Origin of the sequence: Demequina aestuarii (assembly GCF_000975095.1) — a bacterium.
Classification (GTDB): Bacteria; Actinomycetota; Actinomycetes; order Actinomycetales; family Demequinaceae; genus Demequina; species Demequina aestuarii.
The window spans coordinates 1,046,601-1,058,961 of sequence record NZ_BBRD01000001.1; the positions used below are offsets into that span (position 1 = coordinate 1,046,601).

The 12,361-nt window shown below is 68.6% G+C and carries 11 protein-coding genes, 1 tRNA gene and 1 other RNA gene; 9 read left to right on the plus strand and 4 right to left on the minus strand.

Going from position 1 to position 12,361, the window contains the following annotated elements; translation table 11 throughout:
* Positions 1-294: 294 nt before the first annotated feature.
* Positions 295-3,009, minus strand: coding sequence for a pyruvate dehydrogenase (acetyl-transferring), homodimeric type (gene aceE / locus AOP72_RS04965; RefSeq protein ID WP_062133241.1), 2,715 nt, complete (start codon positions 3,007-3,009; stop codon positions 295-297).
* Between the two features lie 231 nt (positions 3,010-3,240).
* On the opposite strand from aceE, the gene AOP72_RS04970 reads away from it, so the two are divergent.
* On the plus strand, positions 3,241-3,669 hold the full coding sequence (locus tag AOP72_RS04970; protein WP_062133245.1) for a DUF3052 family protein: 429 nt from the start codon (positions 3,241-3,243) through the stop codon (positions 3,667-3,669).
* Positions 3,666-4,124 (plus strand): peroxiredoxin, encoded by a 459-nt coding sequence (locus tag AOP72_RS04975; protein WP_062133247.1) that lies wholly within the window; start codon positions 3,666-3,668, stop codon positions 4,122-4,124. Before AOP72_RS04970 ends, AOP72_RS04975 begins: the two co-directional genes overlap by 4 nt.
* 102 nt (positions 4,125-4,226) lie before the next feature.
* Here AOP72_RS04975 and AOP72_RS04980 read toward each other — a convergent pair whose 3' ends face one another.
* Positions 4,227-5,762 (minus strand): peptidase M16 family protein, encoded by a 1,536-nt coding sequence (locus tag AOP72_RS04980; protein WP_062133250.1) that lies wholly within the window; start codon positions 5,760-5,762, stop codon positions 4,227-4,229.
* Between the two features lie 115 nt (positions 5,763-5,877).
* On the opposite strand from AOP72_RS04980, the gene AOP72_RS04985 reads away from it, so the two are divergent.
* The 5 genes from AOP72_RS04985 to AOP72_RS05005 all read left to right on the plus strand — a co-directional run bounded on the left by AOP72_RS04985 (position 5,878) and on the right by AOP72_RS05005 (position 9,178).
* Positions 5,878-5,951, plus strand: a tRNA-Val gene (locus AOP72_RS04985).
* Between the two features lie 40 nt (positions 5,952-5,991).
* On the plus strand, positions 5,992-6,759 hold the full coding sequence (locus AOP72_RS04990) for a potassium channel family protein (RefSeq protein ID WP_152650253.1): 768 nt from the start codon (positions 5,992-5,994) through the stop codon (positions 6,757-6,759).
* 114 nt (positions 6,760-6,873) lie between these two features.
* On the plus strand, positions 6,874-7,692 hold the full coding sequence (locus AOP72_RS04995) for a Nif3-like dinuclear metal center hexameric protein (RefSeq protein ID WP_062133257.1): 819 nt from the start codon (positions 6,874-6,876) through the stop codon (positions 7,690-7,692).
* Positions 7,693-7,709: 17 nt separating this feature from the next.
* Positions 7,710-8,447: a zinc ribbon domain-containing protein gene (locus tag AOP72_RS05000; protein ID WP_062133260.1), complete on the plus strand. Its 738-nt coding sequence runs from the start codon at positions 7,710-7,712 to the stop codon at positions 8,445-8,447.
* Positions 8,444-9,178: a histidine phosphatase family protein gene (locus tag AOP72_RS05005; RefSeq protein ID WP_062133263.1), complete on the plus strand. Its 735-nt coding sequence runs from the start codon at positions 8,444-8,446 to the stop codon at positions 9,176-9,178. The genes AOP72_RS05000 and AOP72_RS05005 overlap by 4 nt, the downstream gene beginning before the upstream one ends.
* A 6-nt stretch (positions 9,179-9,184) precedes the next feature.
* Here the strand turns inward: AOP72_RS05005 and AOP72_RS05010 are convergent, their stop codons facing one another.
* Positions 9,185-10,039, minus strand: coding sequence for a formate/nitrite transporter family protein (locus tag AOP72_RS05010; protein ID WP_062133266.1), 855 nt, complete (start codon positions 10,037-10,039; stop codon positions 9,185-9,187).
* 26 nt (positions 10,040-10,065) lie between these two features.
* Positions 10,066-10,818, minus strand: coding sequence for a YaaA family protein (locus AOP72_RS05015; RefSeq protein ID WP_062136867.1), 753 nt, complete (start codon positions 10,816-10,818; stop codon positions 10,066-10,068).
* A gap of 349 nt (positions 10,819-11,167) precedes the next feature.
* Between AOP72_RS05015 and AOP72_RS13695 the strand changes: the two genes are divergently transcribed.
* Together AOP72_RS13695 and rnpB are read left to right on the plus strand one after the other, a co-directional pair.
* Entirely contained in the window at positions 11,168-11,587 is a 420-nt protein-coding gene (locus tag AOP72_RS13695; RefSeq protein ID WP_202965640.1) for a PadR family transcriptional regulator, read from the plus strand.
* A 111-nt stretch (positions 11,588-11,698) separates the two neighbouring features.
* Positions 11,699-12,081, plus strand: an RNA gene (gene rnpB / locus AOP72_RS05025) — RNase P RNA component class A.
* Positions 12,082-12,361: the final 280 nt, after the last annotated feature.

The following is a 12,361-nucleotide window of genomic DNA, read 5'->3' on the forward strand; positions in this document are numbered from 1 at the left end:
ATCGACCTCTGGGGACGGCCTGTCACGCGCGTGATCGACTGGCTCGTCGCGGAGGAGACCCTGGACGAGCTCGGACTCCGGTCGCTCGCCGAGCCTCACGACTTCCGGGTCGAGAGCGGGTCGTGGCTGCGGGTGCGAATCGCCGAGGTGTCGCCCGGCAGGGTGTGTGTCACGGGCGCCCGTTCGCGCGGCCTGCGAGAGCGAGCGGGAAGCCCAGGCAACCCGCCGCCAAGCACGACGGCCGATGCGAGGGTCACCCTCGCATCGGCCGTCCGGACCTGGAAGTGCCGTCGGCTACGCGTCGCCGCCCGCGTTGCCCGAGGTGCCCTTGGTCACGTCGTGGAGCTCGTATCGGTCGATCGCGTCCTTGACCAGTCCACGATCGATCTCTCCACGCTTGGCGAGCTGCTGGAGCACGCGGACCGCAGTGGAGGGGCCGTCGATCTTGAAGTACCGCCGGGCGGCGGCACGCGTGTCTGAGAAGCCGAAGCCGTCGGCGCCGAGCGTCGCGTAGTCGCCGGGGACCCAGGCGCGGATCTGGTCAGGGATCAGGTGGTCGTAGTCCGTGGTGGCGACGAACGGGCCCTGTGCTCCCTGGAGCTTCTGCGTGATGTACGGCATGCGCGGCTCCTCCTCGGGGTGCAGGAACTCGTGCTGGTCGGCGTCCAGCGCGTCGCGGCGCAGCTCGTTCCAGGAGGTCACCGACCACACCGTGGCACGGACGCCGTAGTGGGCGGCGAGCAGCTCCTGTGCCTCGAGGGCCCACGGCACGGCGACGCCGGACGCCAGGATCTGCGCCTCAGGACCGTCGCCCTCAGGGGCCTCCGCGAACTTGTAGATGCCCTTGAGGACGCCCTCGACGTCGAGGTCCTCGGGCTCCGCGGGGTGCTGGATGGGCTCGTTGTACACGGTGAGGTAGTACATGACGTTCGGGTCGCGGCTGGTGTCGGGACCGTACATCCGCTCGATGCCGTCCTTCACGATGTGGCGGATCTCGTAGCCGAACGCCGGGTCGTACTGCACCACGGCGGTGTTGGTCGCCGCGAGGATCGGGGAGTGCCCGTCGCCGTGCTGAAGGCCCTCGCCCGCGAGCGTGGTCCGGCCCGCGGTGGCGCCGATGATGAACCCGCGGGTCATCTGGTCGCCCGCCGCCCAGAACTGGTCGCCTGTGCGCTGGAAGCCGAACATCGAGTAGAAGACGTAGAACGGGATCAGCGGCTCGCCATGGGTCGCGTAGGAGGTGCCGACCGCCTGGAACGCCGCTGCCGAACCCGCCTCGTTGATGCCCGTGTGCATGATCTGCCCGGACTCCGACTCCTTGTAGCTCAGCATGAGCTCACGGTCCACCGGCAGGTAGTTCTGGCCGCGGGTGTTGAAGATCTTCGCGGACGGGAAGATCGAGTCCAGGCCGAACGTGCGAGCCTCGTCGGGGATGATCGGCACCAGGCGGTGGCCGAAGCTCTTGTCCTTGACGAGGTCCTTGAACAGTCGCACGAACGCCATGGTGGTGGCGATCTGCTGCTTGCCTGATCCCTTGGCGAGCAGTTCGTATGCCTTGTCGTCCGGCATGTCGATCTGCTTCTTGGGGTCGCGCCGCTCCGGCACGAATCCGCCCAACTCCTTGCGCCGTCCCAGCATGTACTTCACCGCCGGGTCGTCCATGCCCGGGTGGTAGTACGGCGGGTTGTACGGGTCTTCCTCGAGCTGCTCGTCGGTGAACGGGATGTCGAATGTGTCGCGCAGCACCTTGAGGTCGGCGGTGGCCATCTTCTTCATCTGGTGAGTCGAGTTGCGCGACGCGAAGTTCGCGCCGAGCCCGTAGCCCTTGATGGTCTTCGCGAGGATGACGGTGGGCTTGCCGTTCTGGCTGGCCGTGGCCTTGAGGTAGGCGGCATACAGCTTGCGGTAGTCGTGACCGCCGCGCTTGAGGGCCCAGATCTCATCGTCGGTCATGTCCTTGACGAGTTCCTTGGCGCGCGGGTCGCCACCAAAGAACTGGTCGCGGATGAACGCGCCGGACTCGGCGCGGAAGGTCTGGAAGTCGCCGTCGGGGACGGTGTTCATCAGATTGACGAGCGCGCCGTCGTCGTCGCGGACCAGCAGCGGGTCCCAGTTGCGGCCCCACACCACCTTGAGGACGTTCCAGCCGGCGCCGCGGAAGTAGGCCTCGAGCTCCTGGATGATCTTGCCGTTGCCGCGCACGGGGCCGTCGAGTCGCTGCAGGTTGCAGTTCACCACGAACGTGAGGTTGTCGAGCCCCTGGTTGGCCGCGAGCTGCAGCATGCCGCGCGACTCGGGCTCATCCATCTCGCCGTCGCCCAGGAACGCCCACACGTGCTGCTGCGACGTGTCCTTGATGCCGCGCAGGTGCAGGTAGCGGTTGGTCCACGCCTGGTAGATGGCCGATGCGGGGCCGAGGCCCATCGACACGGTGGGGAACTCCCACAGCTCGGGCATCAGCCGGGGGTGGGGGTACGACGGGAGGCCGCGACCGGCCGCGGACTTCTCCTGCCGGAACGAGTCGAGGTCCTCCTCAGACAGGCGCCCCTCCATGTAGCCGCGGGCGTACACACCGGGAGCCGCGTGACCCTGGAAGTACACCTGGTCTCCGCCGCCGGGGTGGTCCTTGCCGCGGAAGAAGTGGTTGAGCCCCACTTCGTACAGCGTCGCGACGGACGCGTAGGAGGAGATGTGGCCGCCCACGCCCTTGTCGCCGGCCTGGGCGCGCGTCACCATGACGGCGGCGTTCCAGCGGATCCATCCGCGGTAGCGGCGCTCGGTCTCCTCGTCTCCGGGGAACTCGGGCTCGTTCGCGACGTGGATGGTGTTCACGTACGGCGTGTTGAGGCTCAGCGGCACCGACAGCTGCTTGGCCGCAGCGTGCTCGACCATGCGGTCGAGGATGTACTCGGCTCTCGACTCACCACCGGCCTCGATGAGTCCGTCAAGAGACTCGATCCATTCGCCGGTCTCGCTGGGGTCCTTGTCAAGCTCGCCGTGTGATGCCACCGGTGACCTTCCTGTCGGGCGCGGGGTAGTGCGCCGATGCTGCGTGGGTGGGGGACGGGTGTGCCGCCGCTCCTGCCATTCTTGCCATTTCTTGACCGAATGTCACGCCAGCGCCCTGCGCCCGATCACGGTGCCACGGTTGCCAGGCGTTGCCACCACCGATCACCGGGCCGTACTGTGAGCCGTGAGCGTGCGGTTGCGCGCAGCGACGACGAAGGGAGCAGCGCCACCGTGGCGACAGAAGACGGTGCACGCACCGTGGACACTGGGATCATTGACCGATTCGGACTTGAGCGCGGCACGATCCTGCAGGAGTTCGGCTACGACGACGATGCTGACGACGCCCTGCGCGCGGCCATCGTGGACGCGACAGGCGAAGAACTCGTCGACGAGGACTTCGGTGACGTCACAGACGGCGTCCTGCTGTGGTTCCGTGACGGCGACGACGACCTTGCCGACCTCCTCATGGACGTCCAAGCTCTCCTCGACGACGGCGGCACGGTGTGGCTGCTGACACCCAAGGCGGGAACGACGGGCCATGTGCTGCCCGGCGACATCCAGGAATCCTCGTCTTTGGCGGGGCTCCACGCGACCTCGACCTTCATGGCGGGCGAAGGGTGGTCCTGCACGCAGCTGGGGGAGAAGGGCCGCTCCAAGTGACGGGTCCCCTCACCGGCACCGAGGCACCTGACTTCACTCTCACCGACCAGCACGGACGCCGCGTCACACTGAGCGACTTCCGAGGCACTCCCGTGCTGGTCGTGTTCGTGCCATTCGCCTTCTCCGACGTCTGCACCAACGAACTCGTGGACTTGCGAGACGCCCCCGACCTGAGCGAGGGCAAGCCTCTCGAAGTCATCGTGGTCTCGTGCGACTCGATCTACACGCTCAAGGCGTGGGCCGATGCGCACGCGTACACGGCGGAGCTCCTGAGTGACTTCTGGCCGCACGGGGAGGCGTCGACGGCGTACGGCGTGTTCAACGACGCGAAGGGCCTGGCGACACGCGGGACGTTCCTCATCGATGCGGCGGGCACGGTTGCGTGGTCCGTGGTGAATCCCACGGGTGAGGCGCGCGACGTCGACGACTATCGCGCCGCCATCGCAGCGCTCTAGCACCTCCCCGTCATCACCGCGGTCCTGCCGACGGTCGCGTTTGCGGGCCCGCGCCCGGGCGTCGCTACGCCGGCGCTGCTCGGGTGACCCCGGGTATCGAGGTCAGTGCCAGTCGGCGTGCCTCACCGCGTACTGGAGATCTTCGGGGACACGCGAGGCGACCATCTCCTTGATCTTCGCGCGCCCACGCCAGTCTGCGGGTTGGACGAGCATGCCGTCGCCGGTATGGGTGGTGAGGTCCCACATCCCGCACTGAGCGCATGTCCCGGCGAGGACGATGTCACTCCATCTCGCCTCCATGATGCCCACCTGGGGCACAGCCCAGGCGATTCGTTCCGAGTCGAGGATGAGCTGCTGGCCTCGACGCCCGGTGAATGGCTTGGGGCTGTACACACTGACGGCGGGTGTGACGAAGGCCGTGAACAGTGCCTTCGCCGACATCGCCTCGTAGTGACCGAGTGGCCCTCGCGCCCACGGCAGTGCGAAGTGGTCCGTGATCTGCTCCGGGCTCAGGTCAGGGTCGACATCGCCCACGGACAGCACCATGGTCGTGATGCTTGCGGCGATGATGGCGCGCACGTCGTCCCGAGCGATGCTCTCAAACTCGCGGTGATCGATGGACGTGGCCGGCTCCCCGTCGCGAATGAGGTCAACGCCGGCGTCGACCAGCGCAGCGCTCAGCACCTCGGAGTCCTCCTCGATGTTCCGTGACTCGTCGATCAGTGATTGCCACTCGTCTGAGGTCGGCCCCTCGTCCGCGAGAGCCCGCAGCTCGGTGAGCGCATCCTGCGCCGCGGCCATGATGTGATGCTTCGGCGGGTCCAGCACCATCACGGTGGTGGTGGTGTCGTGCGACACACGAGCGACGAGGCCGTCCACGGAGTAGATCAGGTGACGCTCAGTTCGCAGCACTCGCCGCAACCGTTCGCTGATGATCCAGCGAGCGGCGAACCGTGCGAGGCGGCAAGGGGACGTGAAGTCGAGCGTGATCGCGAGAGGCTCCTTCCCTCCCGCGATCCAGCCGTGGACTCGATGCTCAAGGGGGATGATCTGCTCCCGAGCGGGACGAGCATCGCCGCCGGGCAGCGTCACGTTCAGGCCCCCTGGTGGAGGCCCGGTGAAGGTGAGTACGGCGTTGTCCCGCTGGAACCATGCTGTCGCCCACGCCATGACCTGGTCTTTGGTGAGCGTGGTGAGTGCGGGGCTTCCCAGGTCGAGGAGCCCTAGGGATGCGGCCCCATACCGCTCGAGCAGCGGGCCGTGGCCCGTGCGCTGAAAGCCCTCGCCGAGCTCGGCCGCGATGATGTCGTGTTGCGCGGTCACCTCCGCGTCCGACAGCTCCGTCAACGACGAGACTGCTGCGCTCGCGCGGTGGAGGAAGTCCTTCATCAGGGCGCTGGGTCCTTGCGCGTAGAACGAGGTTCTGTCCTCGGTGGTCAGCGCGTGATGGGAGATCGACACCTGACCGACTCTGCTCATCACCAGATGTTCGACGAGATGGGACAGCCCTGCGGTGCGGGCAGTCTCGTCGATCACTCCCACGCCAAAAGTCAACGAGCCTGCGTACGTGGCGCGAATGTCGGCCCACAGCAGCGGAATGCCGTGGTGGTCCTCGACCACGATCTCGGGTGCAGTCATGAGCAGATTATGGGACCTACGGGCGGCGACCCACGGGACTTCCTACCCCTGTGTTCCAGTGTCGTCGCCTGCCGCCGATTTCCCTCTGGCGACCGGACCTTAGACAATGACTACCGGGCCCTTAGCTCAGTTGGTTAGAGCACTGCGTTTACACCGCAGGAGTCGCCGGTTCGAGTCCGGCAGGGCCCACTGACGTCGTGACGGAGGGAGCGGACCGGTGGCGGAGTCGATGGGCAGGAGGTACGACGCCTACGCGGCGCGCATCGACCCCTGGATGGCGGTGCTGGCACTCGTCTTCCTCGTCGTGTGGTCGGCGCGGATCATCTTCTTCCACTCGTTGCCTTCAGGGCTGGGCGCGACCATGCTCGTGGTGCAGTGGTGGATCTGGCTGGTGTTCCTGGCCGACATCGTCATCCGGACCGTGATCTCGAGTCGTTCGTGGCGATACCTGTGGACGCACCCCCTCGATGTCATCGCCGTCGCGATCCCGGCCGCACGCCCGCTCAAGCTGCTGACGGCCTTCACGCAGGGGGCCGCGTTCTCGAGCGCTCGCGGACGGATGAAGACCATGCAGGCGGTGATCATCTCCGTCGTGCTGCTGCTGTGGATCGGATCAGTCGCCGTGCTGGCGGCCGAGCGCGAGGACACGGACTCCGCGATCAACACCTTTGGCGATGCCCTGTGGTGGGCGATCGTCACTGTCACCACGGTCGGCTACGGGGATCTCGCCCCAGTGAGCGTCACCGGCCGCGTGATCGCGGTGGTGATGATGCTGGTGGGCATCGCGCTCATCGGTGTCGTGACGGCCTCGGTGGCCGCGTGGTTCGTCTCTCGGACCACCGGCGAGGACGAGCGTCAGCAGGAGTTGCAGGACGAGGGCCGGCACGACGAGCTGACCGAGCGGATCGCACGTCTCGAGGCCAAGATCGATGCACTCGCTGGATCTGAACCCCAGTCCACACGGGAGGACGACGGCACCGGCGCTCGCGGCACCTAGTCGCGGCCGGGAGGCACGTCGCTGGCACCGCCAGACATGCACGTGGTGCGCACGGGGGCGCGGACTCAGAGCAGCCAGTCGTGCACGGTGCGGGCGGGCCGGTAGCGTGTCCTCATGACCACTGTGGCCGAGATCGCCGAGATCATGGAGTCCCGTTTTCCGCCGGCCCTCGCCGAGGACTGGGACGTCAACGGGCTGTCGGTGGGCGATCCGGACGCCGAGGTGTCCCGGGTGCTCTTCGCCGTGGACCCCACGCTCGCGGTGGTCGACGAGGCGATCGAGGTGGGCGCGCAGCTTCTCGTCACGCACCACCCGCTGATGCTGCGCGGCGTCACGGGCGTCGCCACCACGAGCACGAAGGGTGCAGCGGTGCACCGCCTCATCAGCCACGGCATCGCGCTCTACAACGCCCACACGAATGCCGATGCGGCTGCCGGAGGCGTCTGCGATGCTCTCGCCGAGGCGCTCGGCATCAGCGCGCCCATGCCGCTGCTGCCGGCGGCGGACGACGCCGCCCAGGGCACGGGTCGCATCGGCATGCTTCCCGGGCCCACCACTCTCGCCGAGTTCGCTCAGCATGTGGCCGAGGTGCTCCCGGCGACCCACCACGGCGTCCGGGTCGCGGGAGACCCCGACGGCCTCGTCACCACCGTCGCGGTGGTGGGCGGCTCGGGTGATGCGTTCCTCGAGGCCGTGCGCCGCTCCGGTGCCGATGCCTACGTGACGGCGGACCTTCGCCACCATCCCGCATCCGATGCGCGTGAGCTTGCGGCGCTCGGGGACGGCCGGCCGTTCCTGATCGATGTGTCGCACTATGCCTCGGAATGGGCGTGGCTCACGGCCGCTGCGGAGCACGTGGCCGACGCGGCCGGGGTGGATGCCGTGGTCAGCACCCTCAATACCGACCCTTGGACCGCGCGCTACGGCGCCTGAACTCACCGGAGGACCCCGTGCCCACCGCCCCCGTCGCCGATCAGCTGCGGCTGCTCGACGTGCAGGACGCTGACCTGCGCATTCAGCAGGCGCGCCACAAGCGCAACCATCTTCCCGTCCATGCGCAGCTCGCCGAGCTGTCCGCGCAGGACACGCTGCTCGATGATGAAGCCATCGCTCGCGGCGCCGAGGTCACGGACCTGCGGCGCGAGGTCGCCAAGGCCGAGGATGACGTGCAGACTGTGAGGGCCCGCGCCGAGCGTGACCGCGCCCGTCTCGAGTCGGGCAGCTCGAGCGCCAAGGACCTGCAGGCACTCCAGGGTGAGCTCGAGCTGCTCGAGCGCCGGCAGTCGAACCTCGAGGACGTGGAGCTCGAGGCGATGGAGCGGCTCGAGGCGGCCGAGACCGAGCATGCGCGGGTCAAGGCCCAGCGCGAGGATCTCACCAAGCGGGTGCGCGAACTCGAGCACGAACGTACCGTGGCGGTGCGCTCTCTCGATGCCGAGATCGAGCAGACTCAGGCAGAACGCGCCGCCGCAGCCTCGGGACTGGACGCCGCACTGATGGCGGTCTACGAGCGGGTGCGCGGCCAGAACGGCGGCGTGGGTGCCGCGCTGCTGCGCGGTTCGACGTGCGGCGGCTGCCACATGACCTTGAACCCGAGCGACCGCGAGGCGATTGAGCGTGCCGAGCCGGAGCAGGTGGTGCGCTGCGAGGAGTGCGGAACCATCTTGGTGCGCAAGGCGTCTCAGTGAGGGCGGGTCAGTCGCAGAGCCGCTCGCCGTTCGCCGTTGACCAGGGTGACCTGGTCAGCCCGCTGACCATGGTCCTGGTGCGGCATGGCGTGACGGACATGACCGAGACTCACGCGCTGTCCGGCTCCGGGGAGGTCGGTCCTGCGCTGAACGCGACAGGCCGCATCCAGGCCGCGAAGGCGGCCGATGCCGTCTACCGCATCGGCCGCAAGACCTGGGAGCAGGTGCCGCACGTGTCTCGCGTCTTCGCGTCGCCCATGACGCGCACGCAGGAGACCGGTGGCGCCATCGGTCGCCGCATCGGCGCTCATGTCGAGACGGAGCCGCGCGTGCGCGAGATCCACTTTGGCGAGTGGGAAGGCTTCACCGGCGATGAGATCGCCGCGCAGTTCGGTGATGCGATCCACCGCTGGCGCTTTGGCGAGATTCCGGCGCCGGCCGGGGAGTCGATCCCGCAGGTGGGTGAGCGGTTCGACGAGTTCCTGGTCGAGGCGGCGACGGACCACGCGCGCCGATGCGTGGACGGAGACGATCAGGCGCGCGCCTGGGCGGTGGCATCGCACGCGGTGGCCATCAAGTCCGCCGTCGGCGTCTCGCTCGCGATGCCGACGACGCACTGGGGTCAGATCTGGCCGTCGCCCGCGTCGCTCACGATGCTGCGGCTGCACGTCCACGCGGACGGCACCATCGCCGAGCGGCACGTGCTGTGCGTGGGAGCGCGCACCGACTGACGATGGTCAGGCGGTGCCGCCCTGGCCGCGCCTGCTGAGGAACTTGCGGTCGTCGTTCGCGTAGGCGTAGTACCACCCGATCAGCACGCCGCCGCCCACGAAGTTGCCCGCCAGGACGATCCCGATGTTCCCGAGCGCGAGCCCGACGTCGACGCCCCCTTGGAGCGCGACGATCGAGAACAGCACCGTGTTCGCGACCGAGTGCTCGAACCCCACGAAGGCGAACACGAATACGCTCATGATCATGGCGAGCGACTGGGTGAGGTCGTCCTTGATGCGGCCGTTGTAGACCATCAGCATCGCCAGGTTGATCATGAAGTTGCAGAGCACCGCGCGGAAGAACAGATCTCCCCATCCGGCGATGCCGCTTGCGACGAAGTCGAGCTTGTGGTCGACGGAGTCCGCCATCTGCGCGCCGACGGCGCCGTCGGCGATGCTCGATCCCGCCACCATGAGCGCGATGACGAGTCCGCCGACGAGATTTCCCGCGTAGCACAGCGTCAGGATCCTCAGAGATTTGAGCACCGTGGTGCGCCGGTAGTACAGGCCGATCGATACGACCATCATGTTCGAGGTCAGCAGCTCGGACTTGCTGTAGTAGATGAAGACCAGCGCGAATCCGAACACCAGCGCGCCCACCAGGCGGCCCAGGGGTACGAGGTCGCCGTCGCCGATCCCCTCGAAGGCCGAGATCACCGCGTAGTACGTGAGGTACATGACGCCGATGAGTCCGCCAGCCATCGCAGCCCGCATCACATAGACGCGTGCGAGGCCGCCGCTCATCGCGGTCTTGGTCTCCAGTGCATGGAGCGTGGTCGAGATGAAGTGCTTGCCGGGGAACAGTTCGTCCTGGTCAGTCATAGGGTCAAGAGTGGCATGCGGCGGGATCAGCCGGCGACGACGAGGGTGATCTCGTGGGCGCCGAGCGCCACGTCGACGACGCCGTCGAGGGCGCGCGCCGCATCGGCGAGGTCGTCCGCGGACTCGGGCACCGCATCGGCCGTCGCGAGCGCTCCGGTGAGCAGGCCGCGCGCGTGCTTGGCCATGTGGCTGACGACGGTGCGGCGGCCGTGGCGCTCGCGCTCGACCCGTACGGACACGTGCTCCGCGCCGGTGGGCCGCCATGCCGCGACGTACGACGAGCTGCGACAGTCGACCACCAGGCGGCCGTCGGCCAGGTGCGACAACTCCTCGGCCAGGTGCTGTCGCCAGAAGGACGCCAGCGGGCCGAGGCGGCCGAGGCTGGTGGACATTGACAGGCGATAGGCGGGGATGGCGTCGGCGGGGGAGACGGCGCCCCACAGGGCGGAGACGATGCGGATGCGCTCGGCGGCGCGGTTCAGCAGCTCGCCCGACCACGTGCCCATGCCCGCCGCGTCGTAGAGGACTCCCGTGTAGACCGTGGCCGCAGCGCCCGAGGGGTTGTCCCACAGCGTGACGTTGCGCGCTACGTCATCCGCGAGGGACGGCCCGACGCCCAGTGCATCGAGGGCATTGCGTTGGCCGCTGACCGTGGCCAGGGTGTCGCCCACGCGCTGACGGGCCGAGGACAGGGCCGGATGGGACAAGCCGGCCAGGTCGACGGATGCTCCGGCAGTGGGCGCAGTCTTGCCTTCGGACGGGGGCAGCAGGATCAGCACGGGCACCAGGGTACGGGCGCTGAGCGGGGCGTCCGCGCATTCCCCTCTTGACGTCGTGACTATCGCGATATATCGTGAGTAGGTCGGAACATATCGAAGGGAGTTCGACATGAAGCACATGAACGACGACACGCAGACGTGGTTCCTCGGCAGCGAGGGTCACGACGACAGGCGCGGCGGGCCGCGTGCAGGACGAGGGCGCGGCGGACGCCACGGGCGTCCGGGTCCGGGCGGAGGCCGCGGTGGCTTCGGTCCGGGGAACCCCGGACCTGGAGGCGTGGGCCCTGGTGGCTTCGGGCCAGGAGGCCGCGGTCGCGGCAGGGGAGGACGGCCTCGCGGCGACGTCCGCATGGCCATCCTCGTACTGCTCGCTGAGCAGCCGCGGCACGGCTACGACCTGATCCGCGCGATCGAGGAGCGCACGGACGGGGCGTGGGCCCCGAGCCCGGGATCGATCTACCCCACGCTGCAGGCGCTGCAGGACGAGGGGATGGTCACGATCGAGGAGGTCGAGGGACGTCGCACGGCGTCGCTGACCGACGCCGGTCGGGACTGGATTGCTCAGCAGGGCACCCCCGAGGAGCACGTGTTCGAGCGCGCCCGTGGCGGAGACGACGGGCACCAGCTGCGCGAAGAGATCGCCGCGCTGACGGAGGCCGCCGTCCACGTGGCGCGCCGTTCGGGCACCGAGGGCGCTCCGGCCAAGGTCACGGCGATCCTGGCCGAGGCCAGGCGAGACGTCTACCGTCTGCTGACCGAGCAGGCCTGACCCCTCGACCCCAGTGGGGTCGAGCACAGCGGCCGGTGACGGGCTCGACGAGAGTTGACCCCAGGCACCGGCCGCTGCGGCGCGGGCTCACCGGTAGTGTGGAGTCGCGGATGAGTTGGCCAGGCGGCCGCGTCGCCCTTCGGGGCGCCGAGGAACGTCCGGGCTCCACAGGGCAGGGTGGTGGCTAACGGCCACCCGGGGTGACCCGCGGGACAGTGCCACAGAGAGAAGACCGCCTCCCAGCGTCGCAAGGCGCTGGGCGGTAAGGGTGAAAGGGTGAGGTAAGAGCTCACCGCGCGACTGGTGACAGGAGCGGCACGGTAAACCCCACCCGGAGCAAGGCCGAACAGGATGCGTCTGAGGGCTGCCCGCCCGAGCATCTGGGTAGGCTGCTGGAGCCCTGGAGCAATCCAGGGCCTAGATGGATGGCCGCCCGGTGCGCAGCGGTGACGCGGCGCACAGGACAGAACCCGGCGTATCGGCCAACTCATCCGCACCGCAACGTTCGAGCGCGGCCTCACCGCGTCGCACGCGCCGAGGGGTTACCCTCTCCGAGTGAGACCCGAAGACGACGCCGGCAGGCGCGACGGAGCGTCCGGCCCGCGAGACCGCCGGCGTCCGATGCCACCTTCCATCCAGCCCGGGGGTGCCCGCCCACCGTCGGGGCAGCCTCGCCCGGCCACGGGCGGCGCGCCCCAGCGCCGCAGCACTCGCCCCACGAACCCGCCCGTTCCGCAGCCGGCGCGCCAGCCTCGATCCTCGTCCAGCCAGCCG

Bases quoted from the DNA above. Each gene is read 5' to 3' on its own strand.
- AOP72_RS13695 (WP_202965640.1), top strand. From the start codon at position 11,168: ATGGCCATCCTCGTACTGCTCGCTGAGCAGCCGCGGCACGGCTACGAC.
- AOP72_RS05010 (WP_062133266.1), bottom strand. From the start codon at position 10,039: ATGACTGACCAGGACGAACTGTTCCCCGGCAAGCACTTCATCTCGACC.
- AOP72_RS04990 (WP_152650253.1), top strand. From the start codon at position 5,992: ATGGGCAGGAGGTACGACGCCTACGCGGCGCGCATCGACCCCTGGATG.
- AOP72_RS04980 (WP_062133250.1), bottom strand. From the start codon at position 5,762: ATGACTGCACCCGAGATCGTGGTCGAGGACCACCACGGCATTCCGCTG.
- AOP72_RS04995 (WP_062133257.1), top strand. From the start codon at position 6,874: ATGACCACTGTGGCCGAGATCGCCGAGATCATGGAGTCCCGTTTTCCG.